Below are 22,024 nucleotides of genomic sequence, written 5' to 3'. Positions count from 1 at the left end.
ACTGACTACGTTTATTGTAGTAATCTGTATCACACTGTCAATTGAAGTGTCACGAGGAGAGGCCATGTCGATCGCACGGGGCTTGCATCCGCAGGCGAAGGTCCGGGAGTTCCAGTCGAAGGGGTGGTGGACCGACGAGACGCTCGACGACTTCTACCTGCAGCAGGTGCGCGAGCGGCCCGACCGACTCGCGATCGTCGACCCCGCGAACCGCTCCGACCTGCTCGGATCGGCTCCGCGACGGCTCACGTGGGCCGAACTGGACGCCGAGGTCCAAACGGTCGCGGCACGCCTCGACGAGTTGGGCCTCCAGCGCGGCGACGTGGTCGGCGTGCAGCTGCCCAACACGATCGAGCTGGCCGAGGTCTACCTCGGCGCGTGGCTGCTGGGCATCGTCGTCTCGCCGCTTCCCATGCAGTACCGAGAGCACGAGATCGTGGGCATGGCGAACCAGGCCGGCTTCCGTGCGTTCATCGGCTCGCCCGCCTTCGCGGGCCGCCGGCCGGCCGAGGAGGCCGCCGCCCTGAGCGAGCGCGTCCCGACCCTGGAGACCGTCATCGCGTTCAGCGACGCGACCGAGCTCGAGGGACTCTCGGACCAGGTCATGGGCTGGTCGCCCGCCGTCGCGACCGACGAGCAGCGGGCCCGCGTCGCCGAGCGCCGTGCCGCCGACCCGAACGACGCGAACGACTGCGCGACGATTTGCTGGACCTCGGGCACCGAGAGCGAGCCGAAGGGCGTGCCCCGCGCACACCTGGAGTGGATCGCGATCAGCACGGCGACCCTCGACGCCCCGAAGGTCACGGCCGACGACGTCCTGCTCAACCCCTTCCCGATGGTCAACATGGCTGGCATCAACGGCATGTTCCTGCCGTGGCTGCGCACGGGCGGCGTGCTGGTGCAGCACCACCCGTTCGACCTCAAGACCTTCCTGGGCCAGATCGCCGGCGAGCGGGCGACCTACACCGTCGCGCCGCCGGCACTGCTGTGGATGCTCCTGCACAACGACGCCCTGCTGAGCCAGATCGACCTGTCGAGCCTGACCCGCATCGGCTCGGGCTCAGCGCCGCTGCAGCCCGTCATGGTGCGCGGCTGGCAGGAGAAGCTCGGCATCGGCGTCATCAACTTCTTCGGCTCCAACGAGGGCATCGCGCTGCTGTCGAGCCTCGAGGACTTCCCCGAAGCGGACGACCGCGCGCAGTTCTTCCCGCGCTACGGCGCACCGGGCGTCACGTGGTCCTCGGCCGTCTCGGAGTGGGTCCAGCTGCGCCTGGTCGACCCGATCACGGGCGAGGAGGTCACCGAGCCGGGCGTGCCCGGCGAGTTGCGCATCGGCGGCCCGACGGTCTTCGCCGGCTACCTCAACCCCGAGACGCGCGCGAACCCGTTCGACGAGGAGGGGATGCTGAAGACCGGCGACATCTTCGAGATCGCCGGTGACCAGAACCAGTTCCTGCGCTACCTCGATCGCGGGAAGGACCTCGTCATCCGGGGCGGCATGAACATCGCGCCGGCCGAGATGGAGGCCCTCATCGGCGAGCACCCGGCCGTGGCGGACGTCGCGGTCGTCGGCGATCCGGACGAGCAGATGGGCGAGCGCGTCGCCGCGGTCGTCACGCTCAACCCGGGTGCGTCCCTGACCCTTGAGGAGCTCATCGAGTTCCTGCGTGAGTCGAAGATCGCCTCCTACAAGCTGCCCGAGCGGCTCGAGATCCGCGACGAGCTGCCCCGCAACCCCGTCGGCAAGGTGCTCAAGCGCGAGCTGCGCCGCACCGCCCAGATCTGAGGAGGACCATGAACGATCGCCACCCCTACGTCCAGCTGCTCGACCGCATCATCGCGGCCGCCCAGGCCGGCGACCCGGCCGACCTGTTCAACGTCTACGCACCCGACGCCGTCATCTGGCACAACAACGACGGCGTCGAGCAGACGGTCGAGCAGAACGCGAAGGTGCTGCGCCGGATCTCCGAGCGCGTCACGGACCGCGAGTACACCGACCGCCGGATCCAGGTGTTCGACGGTGGAGTGGTCCAGCAACACGTCCTGCGCGGCATCAACGTGCGCAGCGGCGAGCCGGTCCAGCTGCATGCCTGTGTCGTCGTCACCGTCGGTGAGGACGGGCTCATCACGCGTCTCGACGAGTACATCGACTCGGCCGAGGCGCTGCGGTTCAGCAGCTGAGCCGCCCCCCGGAAACGCCGCCGCCCCGACCCACTCAGGGTCGGGGCGGTGGTGTCTTTCCGCAGGGTCAGGCGGACAGGCCGCAAGTGCGGCGCAACAGCTCGACGAGCTCGCGACGGTCCTCGTCGGTCTCGCGGGTGGCCTCGGTGCGGTGCGTCTCGCGGGGGCGACGATCGTGCCAGAACAGTCCGGAGCTCCGGCCGGGCTCGCGGGCGCTGGTCAGCCACACGGCGGTGTCGGCGCCCTGCTCGGGCGTGCGGAAGTCCGACTCGAACCGCCGGATGAAGCCCTGCATCGCGCCGGACTCGCGCAGTCCGGGCGAGTCCGTCCAGCCCGGGTGCGTCACGTGGGCGACGATCCCGCGGTCGGCCAGCTCGGCGGCACGCAGCTCCGTCAGCACGATCTGGGCGCGCTTCGTCCGCGAGTAGGTGGCCTTCGGATCGAAGGCGTCCTCCTCGCCGCGCAGCTCGCCCAGCGTCAACCGCTGGCTGTAGGCGCCACCGGACGTCATCTCGATGATGCGCGCAGGGGCCGACTCCGCGAGCCGGTCCAGCAGCAGCTCGGTCAGCAGGTACGGGCCGACGACGTTGGTGGCCCAGCTCATCTCGATCCCGTCGACCGAGGTCTCCCAGGTGTCCCACATGCCGCCGGCGTTGTTGACCAGCGCGTGGATCCGGGGGTAGCGCTGTAGGAGCGTGGCCGCGGTGGCGCGCACGGAGCTCAGCGAGGCGAGATCCAGCGGCACCCACTCGACGTCCCTGTTCCCGGTGGCCGCGGTGACCTCCTGGACGGCCGCGGCGCCGCGGTCGGGATTGCGGCCGAGCATCACGACGTGGGCGCCGAGAGCCGCCAGGCTCGTCGAGGCGCCCAGGCCCACGCCGGCCGTGCCACCCGAAACGACGACGGTCCGCCCCGCGACGTCCGCCATGTCCGTGTCGTCCCACGTAGGGCGGCGCCGTTCGTACCCGTGCCGGCTGAAACTGATGGTGTCGTCGGCCGCAACTTCGGCGTCGATCACGTCTGCATCGTTCATACTTTCATTTTAACAGTGACTCTGTCTCCGCGAGAATGCCCAGAATCAATCGACGTATCAACTCTCAAGCAATTTGATACGGATAGGCAAGTCACTCATGTCCACCCCCGTCCGGGCACGACGAAGGGCCCGGTCGGTGGACCGGGCCCTTCGCGTGAGGCATGGATCAGTCGACGTCGAGGACGTCTCCGGCCGACACGAACCGCTTGTCGGCGTGCGACCAGGCGAACGGGCCGAAGCCGCTGACGCCGCCCGAGCGCTCCGCCGTGCTCTTCCAGGTGACGCCGTCGAGCAGGACCGGGGACGCGTAGTCCTGGTCGCGCGCGGCCTTCATGATGCTCTCGCGGGTCAGGCCGTCCTCGGATGCGGCCGCCTGCTTGAGCGTGTTGACCAGCAGGTCGCCCGCGAGCCAGCCGCTCACGGTGATCGTGTTGTTCGGGTCGGCGACGTCGCTGACCTGCGACAGGTACTGCTTGATGCCCTCGTCGTCGGTCATCTCGGGATCGGCCGGCTCCTTGAGGTACTTCGGCACCACAGCACCGTCGGCGGCCTTGCCGGCGGTGATGTACTCGGCGGCGTTGGCGCAGTTGCTGGCCTTCACCACGAGCTCGGGCTTGAAGTCGACACGCGCCATGGCGGTGTCCAGGACGCCGCAGGTGCCCGTGACGCCACCGTGGTAGAGCACGTTGACGCCGGCGGCCTTGAGCTTCGTCGCGGCGGCCGAGGGATCGGTGTCCTCGGTCTCGGCCTCGATCTTCAGGTCCGCGGCCTCAGCCGACTTCTTGAACGACTCAGCCATGGCCGCGCCACTGGCGGTCGCGTTCTCGGCGATGCCGAGCTTGATGTCGTCGACCTTGGACTTCATGAAGTCGATGATGAACTTCGTCTCGACGTCGGCCGACGGCAGGAACTGCAGCGTCCAGGGGTACGCCTCGATGTCGTTGAACCGCACGTCGCTCGAGCTCGGGTAGAGCATCGGCACACAGGCCGCGTTCTGGTCGTCGGCGATGGCGGCGACCTGGCCGGCGCCGAACGTCGTGACGAGGTCGACCTTGTCCTTCTGCAGGAACTCGGTCGCGTTGGCCTTCGCCTTGTCGGGGGCGAACGCGTCGTCCTTGTAGGTCACCTCGATCTTCACGCCGTCGATGCCACCCTCGGCGTTGGCCGCCTCGATGCGCGCGTTGTAGCCCGCGGTGGCGAGCTCGGCCGCACCGGCGATCGGGCCCGACAGCGGAGCGCTGTAGCCGACGGCGATCGTGTCGGTGATCTTCTTGGAGACCGCGTCCGGATCCTCGCAGTCGTCCAGGTTGAGCTGGAAGCCGCCGGAGGAGCCGGAGTCGGAGTCGTCGCTGCTCGAGCCGCAGGCGACGAGCGTGAAGCTCGCGAGCACGGCGGCCGGGATCACCGCGGCGCGGCGGAACCGGCGCATGGTGGTGGATGCGGTCATGAACGGGACCTTTCGATGGTGGTGGTGGTGCTGTCGAGCGGATGCTCGGGGTGCGGGGCCGTTGCGGGCACCGCGGACGCCTCCCCGGTGGCGAGTTCTGGGCGCGGGTCCCGGAAGACGACGCGCCGCCTGACCAGGTTGGCCAGCGAGCCGACGACTCCGGCCGGCGCGACGAAAATGACGAACAACAGGACGACCGCGAACAGGACCGCGGACGACTGACCGCTGCCGATGTCGGCCGTGTAGTACGGGACGTAGACGACGGCCAAGGCGCCGGCAATCGGGCCGAGCACGGTCCGCTCGCCGCCGATGACCAGGCCGATCAGCAGCGTGATGCCGGCCATCAGAGTGAACGACCCCTCGGCGTAGAGGCTGCCCATGTAGAGGGCGAACAGGGAGCCCGCGGCGCCGGTGATCGCCCCCGACAGGCCGAAGCTCGCGGTCTTGACCACGGCGATGTTGACGCCCGAGGCCGACGCGGCGATCTCGTTCTGGCGGATGGCCGACATCGCCATGCCGTAGCGGCTGCGGGTCAGGCACCAGCAGACATAGAACGACAGGGTCATGACGATGACCGAGAGCCAGAACAGCCAGACGTACTTCTCACCCAGACCCAGCCCGGTCCACTCCGGCGGACGCATGGCCGTCCGGGGGATCGTCATGCCGCTCGCGCCACCGGTCAGGTCGTCGAACCGGGCGACCAGCTCGGGGAAGGCGACGGCGAAGGCCAGCGTGACCATCGCCAGGTAGAGACCGCGGATCCGCAGGGCCGGCAGGCCGACCAACAGTCCGACAATCAGGCTGATGGCGAAGGCGACCGGGATCGTCGCCCAGCCCTGCCAGCCGTGCTCCAGCATGAGGATGCCGGTCGTGTAGGCACCGATGCCGAAGAAGGCCGAGTGACCGACCGACAGCAGGCCGACGTAGCCCGTCGCCAGATTCAGGCCGGCGATGGCGACCGCGAAGATCATGACCCGGGTGACCTGGCCGATCTCGAACGGCGCCAAGCCGCCCAGCCACAGCGCCGCGGCGACGGTGAGCACCACGCCGGCACCCACCAGGGCGCGGTGGGTAGGGGTGCCACGTTCGATGACTCGGGGGGTGTTCACACGCGCTCCAGACGTCGGGCCCCGAACAGACCGGTGGGGCGGACCAGCAAGATGACCACGATCACGACCAGGGCGACGGTGAGCGACATCGAGCCGCCCAGGAACGTCGCGTAGCCGTTGACCAGCGCCAGGCCGATGCCCAGCCCCAGACCGCCCACGACGGCGCCCTTCACGGAGTCCAGCCCGCCCAGCAGGGCGGCGGCCGTCGCGAAGATCAGGACGTGGAACATGCCGTTCAGGCCGAGCTGGCCCGGCGGGACCAGCGGGATCAGCAGGGCTCCGGCGAACGCGCCGATCGCGCTCGACAGGCCCCACGAGAGGGTGAGCACCCGGCCGACCTTGACGCCCGAGAGGGCGGCGGACTGCCGGTTGGTCGCCACGGCCCGCATCTGCAGGCCCATGGTCGTGTACTTGAAGAACAGGTAGAGGCCGAAGACGATCGCCGCGGTGATCGCCCAGATCACGATCGAGTCGTAGTAGAGCCGCGCTCCGGCGATCAGGACGAAGTCGTTCTCACCGCTGGGCAGCATGCGGGGGAAGGGCTTGTCGTCCGAGCCCCAGATCCAGCCGTCGAGGCCGTTGAGCCCGGTGAAGAGGGCCAGCGCCACGATGAGCACCGCCGTCTCGTCGCGTTTGGCGACCGGCCGGATGAGCCAGCGCTCGGCGGCGGCGCCCATGAGGAAGCCGATGATGATCGCCGGGATGATGGCGACCCACGGGTTCAGGCCCCGCTCGGTCAGCCACCACGTGATGTAGGCGGTGAAGAGGGCAAACTCACCCTGGGCGAAGTTGATGGTCGACGAGCTGCGGAAGACGATGACCAGGCACAGCGCGATCAGGATGTAGACCGAGCCGTTGGTGGCGCCGGCGAAGACGCGGGAAAGCAAGATGTCCATGGATGCTCCTCAGTAGCCCAGGTAGGCAGCACGGATGCTGTCGTCGGCGCGGAAGGCCTCGGCCGTTCCGCTGGCGCTGACCTCACCCACCTCGAGCAGGTAGACGCGCGAGGCGATGTCGAGGGCGAGCTCGGCGTTCTGCTCGACCATGAGAAGGGCGGTGCCCGATTCGCGGTTGATGCCGCGCAGGGTGTCGAACAGGTTCTGCACGATCACCGGTGCCAGGCCGAGGCTGACCTCGTCGCACATCAGCAGCCGCGGACGGCTCATCAGCGCGCGGGCGATGGCGAGCATCTGCTGCTCTCCGCCGGACAGAGTGCCGGCGACCTGGTCGCTGCGCTCGGCCAGCCGGGGGAAGACCGAGAACCAGCGCTCGATGTCCTCCTCGACTCCGGCCTTGTCGCGACGCGTGACCGCGCCGACGCGCAGGTTGTCCAGCACGGACATCGCGGTCAGGGTGCCGCGGCCCTGCGGCACGAGGCTGACCCCTGCGGCCAGGACCGTGTCGGGACGGATCTTGCCGAGCTCCTTGCCGTCGATCTTGAGCGAGCCTTCGAAGGGCAGCTGACCCGAGAGCACGCTGAGCAGTGTCGACTTGCCGGCGCCGTTGGCGCCCAGCACGACGACGGCCTCAAGGGGCTCGACGTGCACGGACACGTCGCGCAGCACGGTGGCTCCGCCGTATCCGGCGGTGAGGCCGGTGGCCTCCAGCAGCGCGGTCATGCGGACCTCCCCAGGTAGGCGGCGATGACTTCGGGGTGACGCTGGACCTCCGCGGGGAGGCCGTCGGCGATCGTGCGGCCGAAGTCCATGGCGACGACGTGGTCGCACACGCCCATGACCAGGCCCATGTGGTGTTCGACCAGCAGGACACTGAAGCCCAGCTCGTCGCGCAGGGAGCGGATGAGGGTGCCGAGGTCGGCGACCTCGGAGTGCGTGAGTCCACCGGCCGGCTCGTCGAGCAACAACAGGGACGGACGGCTGATCAGGGCGCGGGCCAGCTCGACACGCTTGAGCGTGCCGAAGGGCAGGCCGGCCGCGGGCTGGTGGGCGAACTCGGTCAGGTCGAGCCGCTCGAGCAGGGCCCAGGCGTCGCGCTCGATCTCACGCGTGACGCGGCGCGAGCCGGGCCAGCCGACCAGCGACGGCAGCAGGTGCGGCGTCCGGGTGCCGTGGGCGCCCAGGACCGTGTTCTGCAGGACGGTCATCTCGGGCCACAGGGCGAGGTTCTGGAAGGTGCGGGCGACGCCGGCACGGATCACCTGGTGGCGGCGCAGACCCAGCAGGTCGACCTCGCCGTAGCGAATCGTGCCCTCGTCGGGCTGGTAGACGCGGGTGACGCAGTTGAACAGGGAGGTCTTGCCGGCCCCGTTCGGCCCGATGAGTCCGCAGATCTCACCGTCGGCCACCTCGAACCCCACCCGGTCGAGCGCGGTCACCCCACCGAAGCGGAGAACAACGTCCGAAACGTGAAGCATCAGGAGCCTTTCGCTAACGAAGTAGAGGGGAGACTCATTGGGCCTGAATCTGTGACTGGAGTCACTCTGCCAATGTGTACACGTCTTTCTAACAGCACTAAAGACGCCCGGTCAAGAGAAACTCTGTGTTTTGAAGTGTCTTTTGTCATTGATGCTTCAGGAACCCCATACGGCGCAGCAAAACCGCCGGTCACGGGTCGGCGAGCGAGTACCGGACCGAGCTCTCGAGACAGCGCCGTGCGCCCCTGAGGAGTCGTTCCGGAGCATCACTACATTTGACGTAGTTACTCACCGGAGGTCCGCCGCGCGGCTCTCGCGTCGCTTGACTATCGAGTAGTCAGCGCCCACTGTTGCTACCGACCAGGAACTACGACGTCGAAAGGGGGCGCGATGACCGAGGCGACCACCGACGAGAACGGTGCCTCCCCGCTCGGCCGCGCCCTGATCCTGCTCGGCGACATGTGGACGCTGCGGATCGTCATGTGGGTCTTCAACGGCAAGCGCCGTTTCCAGGACCTGCGCAACGCCCTGTCCATCTCCGATCCGGTGCTGTCGCGCCGCCTCAACTCGCTCGTCGACGAGGGCATCCTCGAGGCCCGCGAGTACCAGACGAACCCGCCCCGGCGTGAGTACGTGCTCACCGAGGCGGGACTGGACCTGTGGCAGGTCCTCGTCGCCATGTGGGTGTGGGACCGACGCTGGGCGGGACACCACCACCGCGACGCCCAGACCCGGTTGCGCCACCTCGACTGCGGTCACCACGTCCGGCCGGTGTTCGGCTGTGGCGCCTGCGGGGCCATCGGCGTCGGCGCCCGTGACGTGCGCGGCACGGTGGACGACCGTCTCCTGCTCGACAGCGTGCAGCGCCGCTCGCGGCGCTCCCCCACCATGACGACCCCGATCGACGCCACCGGCGTCCTGGGCGACCGGTGGTCGACCTTCCTGCTCTCGGACGCCTTCACCGGCACGCGCCGGTTCAACGACTTCCAGGAGAACCTGGGCATCTCCCCGGTGACGCTCACGCAGCGCCTGCACCTGTTCGTCGAGGCCGGGATGATGTCGCGCGAGGACATCGCCGGCGGCAAGCGTCAGGAGTACCGGCTCACCTCGAAGGCCCTGGACTTCTTCGACGTCACCACGACGATCAACGGGTGGGCCCAGCGCTGGCTCACCCAGGACGGCCGCTCCGGGCTGAACCTCGTGCACATCCCGTGCGAGAACGAGTTCGTGCCGCAGTTCACGTGCAACGCGTGCAACGGCGTGCTGAACCGCACCAACATCCGGTTCGAGGGGCCGATCCCCGAGCTGTGAGCTGGTGCCGGCCGCGGTCGGGCTGGCACGATGCGGAGCATGGTTCGATTCCCCGCTCCGCTGCAGCGCGGTGACCGCATCGGTGTCACCTCCCCGTCGGCCGGGGTGGCGGGGCCGGGCGCCGACCGCATCGACTTCAGCGTCGACTGGCTGCGCGAGGCCGGCTATGACGTCGTGGTGGGCGACATGATGGACGGGACCGCGATCACGTCGGGCCCGGCCGCGCTGCGGGCCCGTGAGCTGACCGCCATGCTCTGCGACCCGGACATCCGGTGCGTGATCCCGCCCTGGGGCGGCGAGACGGCGATCGATCTCGTGGACCTGCTCGACTGGAACGCCCTCGCCGACGCCGAGCCGACGTGGCTGGTGGGGTACTCCGACCTGTCGACTCTCCTGCTGCCGCTCACCACGCGCCTGGGCTGGGCGACGATCCACGGCGACAACCTCGCCGACACGCCCTACGACGTGCCGGACGCCCTGATGAGCTGGCGGGACCTCGCCGCTGGGCCCGGCCCGCATCGTCAGCACGACTCCGGCCTCGTCGCCGACTGGTGGCGGTTCGAGGAGGACGCGAGGGCGACGCGCTGGAAGCGGGTCGGCGACGGCCGGTGGACGGTTCACGGTGCCGACGTCGTGGACGTCACCGGCCGGCTCATCGGCGGGTGCGTCGAGACCATGGCCAACCTGGCCGGCACCCCGTACGGCGATGTGGCGGCGTTCGGTCGCGAGCACGCCGCCGACGGCCTCATCGTCTACCTCGAGGCGGCCGGCGACGTCGCGGCGACCATCTGCCGGAACCTCCACGGCCTGCGCCTCGCCGGATGGTTCGAGCACGCGAAGGCGATCCTCATCGGCCGGACGAACGCACCCGACTCGGACGGGTTCACCCAACGTGACGCGGTCATCGACGCCCTCGGCCGCCTCGACCTGCCGATCGTGTTCGACCTGGAGATCGGACACGTGCCGCCGCACCTGCCGCTCGTCAACGGCGCACTGGCGACAGTGACGGTCGACGAGGACACGCGCGAGATCGTGCAACGGCTCCGCTGACGAGCAGCACCGGTCGTCGGTGACTCAGCGACCCGTGCTCAGCGACCCGTGAAGACGGCGGGACGACGCTCCAGGAACGCGGCCACGCCCTCCTTGTGGTCGTCGGACAGCTGGCACTGGGTCAGTGCCTCGATGTGATGGCGCAGGTGCTCGTCCCGGGTGCGCGACGACGACCAGTTGAGCAGCGACTTGGCGCGCGAGATCGCGAACGGCGAGCCCGTCGAGATCTTCGCCGCCAGCTCGCGGGCGGCCGCCAGCAGGTCCTCCGGCTCGACGACGTCCATGACGAAGCCGATCCGCTGCGCCTCCTGGGCGTCGATGAACTCGCCCGAGAACACCAGCCGCTTGGCCTGCTGGGGCCCGACGAGGTCCGGCAGCAGCCACGTGCCGGCGCCGGTGTCGGGGATGAGGCCGCGCTGCACGAAGATCCACGAGAACCTCGCGCGGGTGGACGCGATGCGGAAGTCCGCCTGGGTCGACAGCTCGACGCCGAGGCCGGCCGCCGGACCATCGACGGCCACGATGACCGGCGTCGACGACTCCCAGAAGTACCAGTGGCGGCCGTCGGTGTGGCCCTCGCGGTCCTCGGGCTTCGTGCCCGGCTCGACGTCGCGCAGCTCGGTCAGGTCGGTGCCGGCACAGAACTGTCCCGGCACGCCCGTCAGGATGATCGCCCGCACGCCGGGGTCCGCGTCGGCCTCGGCCGTGTGGTCGCGAATCGCGTCGTACATCGCGTAGTTCAGCGCGTTGCGCTTCTCCGGGCGGTCGATCGTGATGGTCGCGATGCCGTCGGCGACCTCGTAGTGGACGTGAGGGCTGGTCATGACTGCTCCTGGGTGTCGGCGGAGACGAAACGGAAGGGGACGCCGCACAGCTCGACGACCCGGCCGGCCTCGTGCGGGTCGGCCGCGAGCACGTCGACCGCGACCAGCCCGCGCGGGCCGTCGCCGGAGGCCACCAACGACAGTGACTCCGGGCCCATCTGGACGGTGTGGCCCTCGTCGACGGACGCGCCGGTCAGCGCACCCCACGTCGAGGCCACCGCGGCCGGGTCCGGGACTGCCAGGGTGGCGCCCACGATGTCGACCGCCACGTCGGTGGCGGACTGCGCGAAGATCCGCGGGGCGAAGTGCCAGCTCTCGAAGGGATCGACCTGGTCGATCTCGGCCAGCGTGCCCAGCTGCTTGGGGTGCCACTGCGAGATCATGTGGCCGTCGTACTCCTGGTGCATCAGCGGCTCGAGCCCGTGCTCAGCGGCGCGCTCGACGACCAGGGCCAGGTCGAGGACCTGCGTGGCGATCATGAAGCCGCTCGGGCCGTTCTTGGCCACCAGCCGCCCGTGCGGCGAGTCCGCCGAGATCGGGGCGACGATCTCCACGAACGTGTCGGCGAAGCTGAACACCTCGTGGACGAAGCCCAGCGCGGCCATCCCCTCCTCGTCACGGACGCTGCCGGGGAATCCGAAGGCGGCGATCGCCTCGTCCCGGGCGGCGGGAAGGTCGTCCGTGATGAGGACGACCTGTCGAAGACGCAGTGGTTCCATCAGTTGGCTCCTGTCGTGGTTGCGCTCAGCCGGTCACGCAGCTGACGCTTGAGCACCTTGCCCACCGGATTGCGCGGCAGCGCGCTGACGACCTCGAGTCGCTCCGGCCATTTGAACTTCGCGACGTCCGCGGCGCGGACGATCGAGACGACCTCGTCGAGGCCGATCGGCTCGTCCCCGGACGGGACGACGAACAGACACAGTCGCTCACCCAGGTCCGGATCCGGCACGGCGACGGCCGCGGCCTCGGAGATCCGCGGGTCGGACGTGACGATGGCCTCGATCTCGGCGGCGGAGATCTTGTAGCCACCGCGGATGATCAGGTCCTTGGCGCGATCGACGTGGACCAGCAGGTCCTCGTTCTCGGCGCTGATCTCGAAGACGTCGCCGGTGCAGAACCAGCCGTCCTCGTCGAAGCCCTCACGGCCCCGGCCGAGGTAGCCCGAGAAGATCGCCGGGCCCTTGAGCCGCAGCTCGCCCGGGCGCCCCGGGGTGTCGATCTCGGAGCCGTCTGCCAGGTCGACCAGGCGTGCGGACATCGCCGCGGCCACGTCGGTGCGGTAGGCCAGTCCCTCGCGGCCGTAGCGCGGGAACAGGCGTCCGCGCTGGGCCGGGTCCGGCACCGTCTCGGGCTCGGCGAAGAGCATCCCGCCCTCGTTCGAGCCGAACAGGTTGAGCACCTCGACCCCGCGTCCGTTCTCCCAGGCGTCGATCATCCAGCCGGCCAACGGGGCCGATCCGGACGAGACCACCCGCAGGGACGACAGGTCACGGTCGGGGCCGGCGCCCGAGACGACGGCGTTGAGCACGGGCGGCGGAGCGCACGTGTACGTGACGCGGTGGAGCTCGATCTGCTCGCAGAACAGGTCGAGGTCGAAGGGGTGGTGCTGCACGAGGGTGCACCCGGTGAGCAGCCACGGCACGAACATCCCGGCGAGCCCACCGCCGTTGACCATGGGGAACGGGTTCAGCAGCACGTCGTCGGCGACCAGCCGCGGCGACTGCACGCACGCGGTCCCCAGGACCTCCCAGTCGCCGTACGCACGGGGCACGCCCTTGGGGAAGCCCTCGGTGCCGGACGTCCAGACGATGGTCACGGCGTCGCCCGAGCCCAACTCCAGGCCGGACGCGTAGGCGTCGGCCTCGGCGCGCACGTCGTCGTCGGCCCGGGTCAGCGACGCGAGACGCGCGTCCTGCTCCGGCTGCCCGTAGGCGGCGACGGCCCGCAGCCCGGGGACGTCGGCGCGGAATTCCGCCACGTCGGCGGCCAGGTCGCGGCCGAGCGCCGAGGTCGTCGAGACGAAGACCTCGACCCCGGCCAGCTCGCACATGCGGACCAGCTCGTGGCTGCGGTACTGGATCGGGAAGGGACACGTGATCGCCCCGAGCCGCGCCACCGCGAGGAGCGTCAGCGGCAGCTCGACGACGTTGGGCAGCTGGACCCCGACCACGTCCCCACGGCGCACACCCAGTCCGTACAGCGCGGCGGCGATCCGGCGGACCTCGGCATCGAGCTGCGTCCAGGTGAGGGTCCGGGGCTCCCCCGACATGACGGCTGCTCGGTTGATCGGGTCAGCCACGGCCACGGCGTCGGGAGTGGCCGTCACGGCCCGCGCCACCAGGGCGGACCAGGTCCGACCGGTCCACCACCCCTGCGCCTCGAACTCCCGGCGCTGGTGCTCATCGAACAGTTCCATGGCCGGAATTCTAGTTGAGATTCGGGAAAACTACTAGATAGGAAGTGACCTTTTTCGACCTATGACTGGACTTACCGCCCCATATTCCATGTAAGGTCAGATAAGAACAGCCACACGAATCGAGGAGGGGCGATGAGTGAAGAGCAGGACGTGATCGTGCTGACGCGCGACCGACCCGGGACCGGCACCATCACCTTGAACCGGCCGCACCGGCGCAATGCCTGGACCGTGCCCCTCCAGCGGGCCTACTTCGGCGCACTCGAGGAGCTCACGGCCGATCCGGACGTGCGAGCCATCGTGGTCACGGGAGCCGGCGGCACCTTCTGCCCCGGCGCCGACACCCAGGCCCTGCAGGTCTACAGCGACACCGCGACCACCAACCCCGAGATGGCCACCATCGAACAGCCGGAGTGGTTCACGCTCACGGTGCCCAAACCGGTCATCGCCGCGATCTCGGGCATGTGCGCCGGCGTGGGTCTCGCGCAGGCACTGATGTGCGACCTGCGAATCACGGCACCGGACACCCGCTTCACCACCGCCTTCGCGCGCCGCGCACTGCCGCCCATGCACGGCATGGGGCCCCTGCTGGCCCGCGCGGCCGGCGAGTCCGTCGCGGCCGACCTGCTGCTGACCGCGCGGACCTTCGACGGCGTCGAGGCGCACCGGCTCGGTGTCGTCAATGAGATCAGCGACGCCCCCCTCGAGCGCGCCCTGGACCTCGCTGCGGAGCTCGCGGCCACGTGCGCGCCGTCATCGTTGGCCACCATCAAGGCACATCTCGTGGCGCCGTGGCTCGATCGGGTCCGCGACGCCACCGAGTCGGCGGACGCGACCCTCGACGACGTCCTGGGCTCGGCCGACTTCCGCGAGGGACTCGCCAGCCTCCTTGAACGCCGTCCCCCACGATTCCCCCCACTGTCCCGGGACCAGATCCCCCACCCGCAAGAGAAGTGACCTCGATGACCGACACCCTGCTCGACCGCCTCCGGCTGCCCGTCGTGGCGGCGCCCATGTTCCTGATCTCCGGCCCCGACCTCGTCGTCGCGGCCTGCGAGGCCGGCGTCGTGGGCTCCTTCCCCAGCCCGAACTGCCGGACCGCCGAGGAGCTCGACACCTGGATGGGCACGATCCGCGACCGCCTCGCCGGCTCGCCGGACGCCGCTCCCTGGGCGCTGAACCTCGTGACCCACCGCAGCAACGCACGCCTGCCCGAGGACCTCGCCCTCGTGGCCGAGCACCAGCCCGACATCGTGATCACGGCGCTGGGCTCCCCGCTGCCGGTCATGGAGGTCGTGAAGTCCTACGGCGGCACCGTCATCGCCGACGTCGTGAACCTCAAGCTCGCGCGCAAGGCGATCGACGCGGGCGTCGACGGGCTGGCCTGCGTCTCGGCCGGCGCCGGCGGCCACACCGGCCACCTGTCGCCCTTCGCGTTCATCTCCGCGGTGCGCGAGATGTTCGACGGCATCGTCACCGTCGGCGGCGGCGTGACCGACGGAGCCGGCATCGCCGGTGCGATCGCCGCGGGCGCCGACCTGGTCTACATGGGCACGCGGTTCCTCGTCACCGAGGAGAGCATGGCCCAGGACGAGTACAAGCAGATGGTCGTCGACCACGGCCCGGACGACCTGATCGTCAGCTCGGGCGTCACCGGCACCCCCGCGTCGTGGCTGCGGCCGAGCCTGGTGGCCAACGGCTACGACCCGGACGCCATGGTCGGTCCGGCCGAGCGCGACTACGACTCGACCGCCGGCGCAGGAGCACGCTGGAAGGATCTGTGGGCCGCCGGCCAGGGCCTGCAGACCATCCGCGCCGTCGAGCCCGTCGCCACCGTCGTCGACCGCCTGGAGACCGAGTACCGCGCGGCCGGCGAGCGCTTCGCCGCGCGAACGCTGCAGCCGCGCTGACCCCCCTCCCCCCGTCCCGAGATTTGCTCCTGAATCCACCTTTCAACCCGGACGAAAGGTCGGAAGGGGAGCAGATCTCGGGCTGCGGGGAGGTCCGGGGCCGGTCCCGGGGAAAGACGAAGCCCGCCATCCTCTCGCAGGAATGGCGGGCTTCGCTCTTCAATCGTCTCAGAGGCCGACGGCGGTCGCCGCGGAGTCCTCCGTCTGCCAGCGGCGCAGCTCCTCGCCGGCACACCACGTCGAGTGCGTCCCGCTGGAGATGCGCTCGGGCAGCTTGAGCTTGCAGACGGGCCCGTCCGAGAGCCGCGCGGCGTCGAACACCACGGCGTAGGACGCATCGGCGTTCATGTCCGAGATCAAGGTGACCAGGTAGCCGTCGTCCTCGGACGTCGAGCCCACGCGCGGCGCCATCGCGGTCTCACTGCCGTAGACGCCGTCACCGAAGGAGAACGTCTCCTCCGCGCCGGTCCACGAGTCGTGCTTGACCAGACCGTTGAACAGGAACCAGCCCGGCTTGTTCGTGGCCGAGTAGGAGTAGCGGTGCTTCACGCCACCGTACGAGCCGTTGATCATGCCGAACTCGGACACCGTGTCGGTGAGGCGCTCCTCCTTCGTCAGGCCGGTCTTGAGGTTGAAGCGCCACCGGTGCAGGCGGGTCTCCATCCGGTCCTGCGCCAGGAAGCGGAACGCCCGCTCCCACTTCGTGCCGGTGCCGTTGTCGGACGGCTCGGGGTCGGTCTGGAAGTAGCCCTCCAGCACGACCTCGTCACCCTCCTCGTAGGCGTTGGTGAAGTGCAGGACGTAGGTCGACTCGGCCTCGAACCACATGATGTCCTTGGTCTGACCACGGCGCGGGATGACCGCGAACCGGGCCGGCATGTCGCGGTGCCAGCGGGCCACGTGGGCGTTCTGCTTGAGCGCCTCCGGGTCCCAGAACAGCGGCATGTCGTTGAGGATCGCGTAGTTCTCCGTGAACGCCATGTCGTGCGGCAGACGCGGGCCCGGCAGCGGGATGTCGACGTAGTGGACGAGGTCGTTCTTGTCGTCAACGACGCCGTACTTCATGTACGGCGCCTCCTTGCTGTAGTTGAAGAACATCATCTCGCCGGTCCGGTCGTCGACCTTCGGGTGCGCCGAGACGCCCCAGTCGAACGGGAAGTGTCCGTTCCAGCTCTCCTTGCCCAGCGTCTGGGCCGAGAACGGGTCGATCCGGTACATGTCGCCGCACTGGTAGAACGTGCTCAGCGCCACGCCCCGGTGCACGACCACGTCGGTGCTGGACGCATCCTTCATCTGCCGACGGGCGCCCCAGCCGTCCTCACGCAACGCGATCTGGGGTCGCTCGGCCAGGCCGGCCCACAGCGACTGCCCGGCCTCCTGCTCGGCGAGGTAGCCGTCGGTGCGGATCATCCGGTTGCGGTAGAACGCCTTTCCGTCGCGGAAGCCGACGACGTGGATCATGCCGTCACCGTCGAACGGGTGGTAGTTCTTCAACGACGGGTGCATCGGGTTCTCGGTGTTGCGCAGGTAGACGCCGTCGAGGTCGGCGGGGACCTGACCCTCGACGACTTCCAGGTCGTCGGCGACCCACTCGTTGGTCTGCGGGCGCCAGGGGCCGGTGCGGTAGGGGTGGTCGTCGTCCTCGGGCAGCGTCGACAGCAGCTTGCCCACCAGTTCCAGATCCATGGAGGTTCCTCTCGTACGTATGAAGTCAGAAGGTCAGTTGGCCGTCACGACGAAGCTGACGGTGGTGGCGGTGCTGCCGCCGAAGTTGAGCGTGCCCACGGTGTCGGCGCCGTCGACCTGGTAGCCGCCGGCGGTACCGGTGACCTGCTTGGTCGCGTCCAGCACCATCCGGATGCCGGAGGCACCGACGGGGTGTCCGCCGCCGATCAGGCCGCCGCTGGGGTTGATGGGCAGGCGACCGCCGATCTCGATGTCGCCGTTCTCGATCGCCTTCCACGACTCGCCGGGCTCGGTGAGGCCGATGTGGTCGATCGCGATGTACTCGCTGGGCGTGAAGCAGTCGTGCGTCTCGAGCGCGTCGAGGTCGTCGAGCCCGATCTGCGCACGGTCGAACGCGTCGAGGACGGCACGGCGCAGGTGCGGCATGACGTAGGGCTGGTCCGCCGAGTGGTCCAGCTTCTGCTGCAGGCCCAGGCCGACGGTCTGGTGGCCCCAGCCCGCGATGCGCGCCATGGGGCGCAGGTCGGGGTGGCGGACCAGGAACTCGTCGGACACCAGCACGATGCCGGAGCCGCCGTCGGTGATCTGGCTGCAGTCGAAGCGGCGGACGCGGCCGTCGACCGGCGGGTTGAGGGCGGGGTCGCCGGCCGGACCGAGGTCGGGCACGTCCCAGCCGCGGGTCTGCGCGTTGGGGTTGAGCTTCGCGTTGGCGAAGTTGATCTCGGCGATCCGGCTCAGGTGCGCCTGGTCGATGCCGTAGCGGCGGTCGTACTCCTCGGCGACCTGGCTGAACATGTAGGGCCACATGAACGTGGCGTCCTCGCCCTCGTGCCCGGCCCAGGCCGCGGCACCGAGGTGGTGGGCCGCCTGGTCTCCGCTGACGGTCTTCTCCAGCTCGATGCCGACGACGAGCGCGGTGTCGTAGTTGCCGGCGCGCAGGTCGGCCATCGCCGCCAGGACCGCGATGCTGCCCGAGGCGCAGGCGGCCTCGTGGCGGGAGGAGGGGGTGCCCCACAGGCCGGGGTTGACGGTCGCGGGCAACGCGCCGAGCTGCCCCTGACCGGCGAAGAGCTGGCCGAAGGCATTGCCGACGTGGACGACGCCGATCTCCTCGGCGTCGAGCCCGGAGGCGGCCAGCGTGCCGTCGACGACCTCGGTCGCGAGATCGGCGAAGTCCTTGCCCTCGCGATGGAAGTTGCGAGCGAAATCGGTCTGGTACCCACCGAGCACCCAGACGTTCGGCGACTTGGTCATGATCCACCTCTCTGACGCGCACTCACGCGTCGTTGATCACACTACACTTATCAGAGTTGCTACGGAAGGGTTGAGAAAACAGCTCTTTCAGCGGGCTTCAGCGCGGCCGGAACGTCGCGTAGTCGGCCCGCGCCGGCGTCGCGACGGGCCGGATCATCAGACCCGGCTCAGCGGCGACCACGTGCGGCACGGCGTTGATGACCTGCCCCGCCACGGCGTACTGCTCGGCGCCCATGCGGCTGCGGTCGGCGGGGTGCTTCTCGAGCTCCATCGCGATCTTCACGCCGGGGTGCCCCGTGATGTTGACCCGCCACAGCGGCGGCTCGGGCTCGGGCAGGTGCGCGGTCTCGACGAACCAGTGGATCGACATCGTCAGCCGGGGGGTGCCGTCGACCATCGCGTGCCAGCGCCAGTTCGTGTGCCCGACGGTCCCCTGCGGGATCACGCCGGCGGCGACCGTGAGGTCGGACCCGGCCGGATGGCACACGTGGTCGCTGATGACCTCGTCGATCGTCAGGCCGAGGTGGTGCGCCATCGCTCCGAGGACCTCCTCGTACATGCCGTTCAGCGCGCCGACCGGGCCCCAGGAGGGATCGTTCGGGTCGTGCTCGTCCAGCGCCGCACCGAAGCCGAGGGCGCCGAACAGGTACTCGGGGTCCTGCACCAGGCGGGCGTCGGCCATCTCGACGACCTCGATGTGGTCGACCGAGGCGCACACGCCCGTGGCGAGGACGGCGACCTGCTCACCGATGAACCCGGGATTGAGCCCGACCCCCATGAGGGTGACGCCGCCACGCTCGGCCGCGGCCCGGAGCCGGTCCAGCCGCGGGCCCGGGTGGACGAACGGATCGGTGTAGCCGTTGATGCTGAGCACGTTCTTGCCCGACTCGAGCAGGGCGACGATCTCGTCGTCGTGGGCGCCGTACGGGCCGATGCGGCCGGCATGGACGACCACGTCGGCGTCGAGGGCGAGGATCTCGTCGATGTCCGAGGTCGCCAGCACGCCGGTCGCGTCCCGGCGGGCGAGGTCGCCGACGTCACGGCCGGCCTTGGCGGCGCCGTAGACGTACGTCCCGACCACCTCGACACCCGGGTGGTCCAGCATCGTCCGCAGGATCGCCGTCCCCATGGCACCGGTCGCCCACTGGACGACGCGGTAGGTCATGACGCCAGTCCTTCGACGACGACGGCCATCGAGACGCCGAGGGCCGCGGGGATGACGAGCAGGGCGTATCCCCCGCCGCGACGCTCCAGCAGGTCCAGGGCGTTCGCCAGCAGGATGCCGCCGCTGGCGGCCAGCGGGTGGCCCACGGAGACGGCGCCACCTTGGATGTTGACGCGCTCGGGGTCGAGGCGCAGCTCACGGGTCAGCAGCAGCGGCGTGACCGAGAAGGACTCGTTGAACTCCGCGACGGCGACGTCGGAGATGTCGATGCCGGCCCGCTCCAGCGCCAGCCGGGCCGCGGCGACGGTGCCGTCCAGGCCGGGCGAGCGGACGGCGGTGTGCGCCCAGCCCGCGATGCGGCCGCGCGGGGCACGGCCGAGGACGTGCTCGGCGGCGGCCGAACCGATGACGGAGGCCGAGGCGCCGTCGCACAGCTGCGGGGCGGTGCCGACGGTGTGCAGTCCCTGCGCCGGTCGCTCGAAGCCGGGGAACCGCTCCTCGACGCGCGACCAGAGCGGGTCGTCGCCGAACAGCGGGGCGAGGCCCGCGAGGGACTCGGGGGTCGTGTCGGCGCGGGCGCCCTCGTCCTGCGCCAGGACGGTCTCGCCGCCCTGGGTCACGGGCACGACGGAGTCCCACGTGGCGGCGGCGGAGCGCCGGTGCGAGCGGACGGCCCAGGCGTCCAGCTCCTCGCGGGAGAAGCCGTGCTTGGCGGCGGTCAGGTCCGCCGACACGCCGATCGTCACGAAGCCGGTCGTCCCACCGATGCCGGGCTCGAAGGCGAACGCCGGCTTGTCGCTCATCATCGGCACACGCGACATCGACTCGGCGCCACCGGCCACCACCACGTCGAGCATCCCGGACCGCACCTGGGCCGAGGCCGTGGCGATCGCGTCCAGGCCCGAGCAGCACATCCGCGACACGACGCCGGCGGGGATCGCGTCCGGCCACCCGGCGGCCATGACTGCGACGCGACCCAGGTCGGCGGCCTGTTCGCCGTGGGCCGTGCTGACGCCGATGACGACGTCCTCGACGGCGTCGAGCGGCAGGTCGCGTCGCTCGAGCTCGCGCAGCAGCTGGGCGAGCAGCTCGTGGGCGGGCACGCCGGCGAGCGTTCCGCCGTCGCGCCGCACGCGACCGCGCGGCGTCCTCACCGCCTCGTAGACGAAGGCCTCGGTCATCGATCCCACCTGTCCTGAACGCGCCGCACCGTGCGGGCATGACGGCAGGTTACTGCATTAAACAGAGTGACTACAAGAATCATCTCGCGCCCCGGGACGTCGAGGCGCCTAGGATGCCCGAGTGAGCATTCGCGGCTACTCCTCCGACGAGCCCGCCGGACCGAGCACACCCAACGCACTCTCCCGTGGCTTCGGCGTCCTCGGGGACGAGTGGACCCTGTTCCTGCTGCGGTTCGCCCTGTTGGGCTGCCGCCGCTACACCGAGTTCTCGACCCGGATGCCCATCTCGCACGCCGTCCTCAGCGGCCGCCTGGACACCCTCGTCCGCTCGGGCCTGATGGCCCGGCACGAGTACCAGCAGCGCCCGCCGCGCGCCGAGTACGTCCTGACCGACTCCGGCCGCGCCACGTGGCCGATCCTGACCGCGATCTGGGGCTGGGAGCGCACCTGGGTGCACGAGCACTCCTACGAGACCCCGCCGATGCGCCACATCACCTGCGGACAGGAGACGACCCCCGTCCTGACCTGCCGCGAGTGCCACCGGCCCGTCGCCGTCCAGGACCTCGACACGGCATGGGGACCCACCGGCGGGTGGCGCAGCTCGGTGCCCGAGGTCGCCACGCGACGCCGCTCCTCCACCCGCGGAGCCGCCGTCGGGCACACGTTCTATCCCGACACCATGGCCATCTTCGGCAACCGCTGGTCCTGGGCCCTGATGGGCGCAGCCCTGCTGGGCGTGCGGCGCTTCAGCGAGTTCGAGGCCGCGCTCGGCCTGCCGCCGTCGCTGCTCTCGGGCCGGCTCAGCACGCTGCGCGAGCACGGCATCATCGAACAGGTCACCGGCGAGTCGGCCGCCGAGCGGTCCGAGTACCGGCTGACGGCCAAGGGCCTGGCGTTCTTCCCCGTCATCGCCATGACGATCGGCTGGTCCGAGCGGTGGTTCGGCAGCGACGAGGGACCTGCGCTGATCCAGACGCACCGCGCCTGCGGAGCCCGTTTCGCCGGCGAGTTGACCTGCGACCAGTGCGGCGAGCCCTTGCGCGGCACGAGCATCGACCTGAGCGCGCTCGATTCGACCAGCTGAGG

At 69.9% G+C, this 22,024-nt stretch carries 20 protein-coding genes; 7 read left to right on the top strand and 13 right to left on the bottom strand.

Annotation, left to right across the window (positions count from 1 at the left end; all coding sequences use genetic code 11):
* The first annotated feature begins 64 nt into the window (after positions 1 to 64).
* On the top strand, positions 65 to 1,786 hold the full coding sequence (locus H9L21_RS02870) for a class I adenylate-forming enzyme family protein (RefSeq protein ID WP_154595765.1): 1,722 nt from the start codon (positions 65 to 67) through the stop codon (positions 1,784 to 1,786).
* An 8-nt stretch (positions 1,787 to 1,794) separates the two neighbouring features.
* Positions 1,795 to 2,181 (top strand): nuclear transport factor 2 family protein, encoded by a 387-nt coding sequence (locus H9L21_RS02865; protein ID WP_154595766.1) that lies wholly within the window; start codon positions 1,795 to 1,797, stop codon positions 2,179 to 2,181.
* A 67-nt stretch (positions 2,182 to 2,248) separates the two neighbouring features.
* On the opposite strand, the gene H9L21_RS02860 is transcribed toward H9L21_RS02865, so the two are convergent.
* From H9L21_RS02860 to H9L21_RS02835, 6 genes are all read right to left on the bottom strand, one after another.
* Entirely contained in the window at positions 2,249 to 3,214 is a 966-nt protein-coding gene (locus H9L21_RS02860) for an SDR family NAD(P)-dependent oxidoreductase (protein ID WP_154595767.1), read from the bottom strand.
* 166 nt (positions 3,215 to 3,380) lie between these two features.
* The gene (locus tag H9L21_RS02855) at positions 3,381 to 4,661 is read right to left on the bottom strand and encodes an ABC transporter substrate-binding protein (protein ID WP_154595768.1); all 1,281 of its coding nucleotides are present in this window, start codon (positions 4,659 to 4,661) and stop codon (positions 3,381 to 3,383) included.
* Positions 4,658 to 5,770 carry a branched-chain amino acid ABC transporter permease gene (locus tag H9L21_RS02850; protein ID WP_187411734.1) on the bottom strand — a complete coding sequence of 371 codons (1,113 nt, stop codon included), beginning with the start codon at positions 5,768 to 5,770 and terminating at the stop codon, positions 4,658 to 4,660. Before H9L21_RS02850 ends, H9L21_RS02855 begins: the two co-directional genes overlap by 4 nt.
* Positions 5,767 to 6,666 (bottom strand): branched-chain amino acid ABC transporter permease, encoded by a 900-nt coding sequence (locus H9L21_RS02845; protein ID WP_154595769.1) that lies wholly within the window; start codon positions 6,664 to 6,666, stop codon positions 5,767 to 5,769. The genes H9L21_RS02850 and H9L21_RS02845 overlap by 4 nt, the downstream gene beginning before the upstream one ends.
* Positions 6,667 to 6,675: 9 nt before the next feature.
* Positions 6,676 to 7,389, bottom strand: coding sequence for an ABC transporter ATP-binding protein (locus H9L21_RS02840; protein ID WP_154595770.1), 714 nt, complete (start codon positions 7,387 to 7,389; stop codon positions 6,676 to 6,678).
* The gene (locus H9L21_RS02835) at positions 7,386 to 8,144 is read right to left on the bottom strand and encodes an ABC transporter ATP-binding protein (protein ID WP_154595771.1); all 759 of its coding nucleotides are present in this window, start codon (positions 8,142 to 8,144) and stop codon (positions 7,386 to 7,388) included. The genes H9L21_RS02840 and H9L21_RS02835 overlap by 4 nt, the downstream gene beginning before the upstream one ends.
* Before the next feature lie 390 nt (positions 8,145 to 8,534).
* Between H9L21_RS02835 and H9L21_RS02830 the strand changes: the two genes are divergently transcribed.
* Positions 8,535 to 9,455 carry a winged helix-turn-helix transcriptional regulator gene (locus H9L21_RS02830; protein WP_154595772.1) on the top strand — a complete coding sequence of 307 codons (921 nt, stop codon included), beginning with the start codon at positions 8,535 to 8,537 and terminating at the stop codon, positions 9,453 to 9,455.
* 39 nt (positions 9,456 to 9,494) lie between these two features.
* On the top strand, positions 9,495 to 10,505 hold the full coding sequence (locus tag H9L21_RS02825) for a S66 family peptidase (RefSeq protein ID WP_154595773.1): 1,011 nt from the start codon (positions 9,495 to 9,497) through the stop codon (positions 10,503 to 10,505).
* Positions 10,506 to 10,543: 38 nt separating this feature from the next.
* On the opposite strand, the gene H9L21_RS02820 is transcribed toward H9L21_RS02825, so the two are convergent.
* The 3 genes from H9L21_RS02820 to H9L21_RS02810 are packed head-to-tail and all read right to left on the bottom strand — an operon-like array spanning position 10,544 to position 13,745.
* The gene (locus H9L21_RS02820) at positions 10,544 to 11,329 is read right to left on the bottom strand and encodes an enoyl-CoA hydratase/isomerase family protein (protein WP_154595774.1); all 786 of its coding nucleotides are present in this window, start codon (positions 11,327 to 11,329) and stop codon (positions 10,544 to 10,546) included.
* Positions 11,326 to 12,048 carry a VOC family protein gene (locus H9L21_RS02815; protein ID WP_154595775.1) on the bottom strand — a complete coding sequence of 241 codons (723 nt, stop codon included), beginning with the start codon at positions 12,046 to 12,048 and terminating at the stop codon, positions 11,326 to 11,328. Before H9L21_RS02815 ends, H9L21_RS02820 begins: the two co-directional genes overlap by 4 nt.
* Complete coding sequence (locus H9L21_RS02810; protein ID WP_154595776.1) at positions 12,048 to 13,745, bottom strand: class I adenylate-forming enzyme family protein; 1,698 nt, start codon at positions 13,743 to 13,745, stop codon at positions 12,048 to 12,050. The genes H9L21_RS02815 and H9L21_RS02810 overlap by 1 nt, the downstream gene beginning before the upstream one ends.
* 132 nt (positions 13,746 to 13,877) lie before the next feature.
* On the opposite strand from H9L21_RS02810, the gene H9L21_RS02805 reads away from it, so the two are divergent.
* Positions 13,878 to 14,699: an enoyl-CoA hydratase-related protein gene (locus tag H9L21_RS02805; RefSeq protein WP_154595777.1), complete on the top strand. Its 822-nt coding sequence runs from the start codon at positions 13,878 to 13,880 to the stop codon at positions 14,697 to 14,699.
* 5 nt (positions 14,700 to 14,704) lie between these two features.
* The gene (locus tag H9L21_RS02800; protein WP_154595778.1) at positions 14,705 to 15,652 is read left to right on the top strand and encodes an NAD(P)H-dependent flavin oxidoreductase; all 948 of its coding nucleotides are present in this window, start codon (positions 14,705 to 14,707) and stop codon (positions 15,650 to 15,652) included.
* A gap of 168 nt (positions 15,653 to 15,820) precedes the next feature.
* On the opposite strand, the gene H9L21_RS02795 is transcribed toward H9L21_RS02800, so the two are convergent.
* From H9L21_RS02795 to H9L21_RS02780, 4 genes are all read right to left on the bottom strand, one after another.
* The gene (locus H9L21_RS02795; RefSeq protein WP_154595779.1) at positions 15,821 to 17,338 is read right to left on the bottom strand and encodes a carotenoid oxygenase family protein; all 1,518 of its coding nucleotides are present in this window, start codon (positions 17,336 to 17,338) and stop codon (positions 15,821 to 15,823) included.
* Positions 17,339 to 17,371: 33 nt separating this feature from the next.
* Positions 17,372 to 18,592 carry an acetyl-CoA acetyltransferase gene (locus H9L21_RS02790; protein WP_154595780.1) on the bottom strand — a complete coding sequence of 407 codons (1,221 nt, stop codon included), beginning with the start codon at positions 18,590 to 18,592 and terminating at the stop codon, positions 17,372 to 17,374.
* A 97-nt stretch (positions 18,593 to 18,689) separates the two neighbouring features.
* Positions 18,690 to 19,757: an NAD(P)H-dependent amine dehydrogenase family protein gene (locus H9L21_RS02785; RefSeq protein ID WP_154595781.1), complete on the bottom strand. Its 1,068-nt coding sequence runs from the start codon at positions 19,755 to 19,757 to the stop codon at positions 18,690 to 18,692.
* Positions 19,754 to 20,938 carry a thiolase family protein gene (locus tag H9L21_RS02780; protein WP_154595782.1) on the bottom strand — a complete coding sequence of 395 codons (1,185 nt, stop codon included), beginning with the start codon at positions 20,936 to 20,938 and terminating at the stop codon, positions 19,754 to 19,756. Before H9L21_RS02780 ends, H9L21_RS02785 begins: the two co-directional genes overlap by 4 nt.
* A gap of 121 nt (positions 20,939 to 21,059) precedes the next feature.
* Between H9L21_RS02780 and H9L21_RS02775 the strand changes: the two genes are divergently transcribed.
* A complete protein-coding gene (locus tag H9L21_RS02775; protein ID WP_222865833.1) occupies positions 21,060 to 22,022 on the top strand; it encodes a winged helix-turn-helix transcriptional regulator in 963 nt (320 codons plus the stop codon).
* The last annotated feature ends 2 nt before the right edge of the window (positions 22,023 to 22,024 follow it).

This window comes from Aeromicrobium senzhongii (assembly GCF_014334735.1).
In the GTDB taxonomy this organism is placed as follows: Bacteria; Actinomycetota; Actinomycetes; order Propionibacteriales; family Nocardioidaceae; genus Aeromicrobium; species Aeromicrobium senzhongii.
Note: the sequence above shows the minus strand (reverse complement) of the source record. Positions and strands in the feature narration are given on the sequence as shown.

What these genes read in the sequence shown, in the direction of transcription:
- H9L21_RS02800 (WP_154595778.1), top strand. Translation starts at nt 14,705, where the DNA reads ATGACCGACACCCTGCTCGACCGCCTCCGGCTGCCCGTCGTGGCGGCG.
- H9L21_RS02855 (WP_154595768.1), bottom strand. Translation starts at nt 4,661, where the DNA reads ATGACCGCATCCACCACCATGCGCCGGTTCCGCCGCGCCGCGGTGATC.
- H9L21_RS02810 (WP_154595776.1), bottom strand. Translation starts at nt 13,745, where the DNA reads ATGGAACTGTTCGATGAGCACCAGCGCCGGGAGTTCGAGGCGCAGGGG.
- H9L21_RS02860 (WP_154595767.1), bottom strand. Translation starts at nt 3,214, where the DNA reads ATGAACGATGCAGACGTGATCGACGCCGAAGTTGCGGCCGACGACACC.
- H9L21_RS02785 (WP_154595781.1), bottom strand. Translation starts at nt 19,757, where the DNA reads ATGACCTACCGCGTCGTCCAGTGGGCGACCGGTGCCATGGGGACGGCG.
- H9L21_RS02845 (WP_154595769.1), bottom strand. Translation starts at nt 6,666, where the DNA reads ATGGACATCTTGCTTTCCCGCGTCTTCGCCGGCGCCACCAACGGCTCG.
- H9L21_RS02805 (WP_154595777.1), top strand. Translation starts at nt 13,878, where the DNA reads ATGAGTGAAGAGCAGGACGTGATCGTGCTGACGCGCGACCGACCCGGG.
- H9L21_RS02795 (WP_154595779.1), bottom strand. Translation starts at nt 17,338, where the DNA reads ATGGATCTGGAACTGGTGGGCAAGCTGCTGTCGACGCTGCCCGAGGAC.
- H9L21_RS02815 (WP_154595775.1), bottom strand. Translation starts at nt 12,048, where the DNA reads ATGGAACCACTGCGTCTTCGACAGGTCGTCCTCATCACGGACGACCTT.
- H9L21_RS02825 (WP_154595773.1), top strand. Translation starts at nt 9,495, where the DNA reads ATGGTTCGATTCCCCGCTCCGCTGCAGCGCGGTGACCGCATCGGTGTC.
- H9L21_RS02820 (WP_154595774.1), bottom strand. Translation starts at nt 11,329, where the DNA reads ATGACCAGCCCTCACGTCCACTACGAGGTCGCCGACGGCATCGCGACC.
- H9L21_RS02780 (WP_154595782.1), bottom strand. Translation starts at nt 20,938, where the DNA reads ATGACCGAGGCCTTCGTCTACGAGGCGGTGAGGACGCCGCGCGGTCGC.
- H9L21_RS02835 (WP_154595771.1), bottom strand. Translation starts at nt 8,144, where the DNA reads ATGCTTCACGTTTCGGACGTTGTTCTCCGCTTCGGTGGGGTGACCGCG.
- H9L21_RS02870 (WP_154595765.1), top strand. Translation starts at nt 65, where the DNA reads ATGTCGATCGCACGGGGCTTGCATCCGCAGGCGAAGGTCCGGGAGTTC.
- H9L21_RS02790 (WP_154595780.1), bottom strand. Translation starts at nt 18,592, where the DNA reads ATGACCAAGTCGCCGAACGTCTGGGTGCTCGGTGGGTACCAGACCGAT.
- H9L21_RS02840 (WP_154595770.1), bottom strand. Translation starts at nt 7,389, where the DNA reads ATGACCGCGCTGCTGGAGGCCACCGGCCTCACCGCCGGATACGGCGGA.
- H9L21_RS02830 (WP_154595772.1), top strand. Translation starts at nt 8,535, where the DNA reads ATGACCGAGGCGACCACCGACGAGAACGGTGCCTCCCCGCTCGGCCGC.
- H9L21_RS02865 (WP_154595766.1), top strand. Translation starts at nt 1,795, where the DNA reads ATGAACGATCGCCACCCCTACGTCCAGCTGCTCGACCGCATCATCGCG.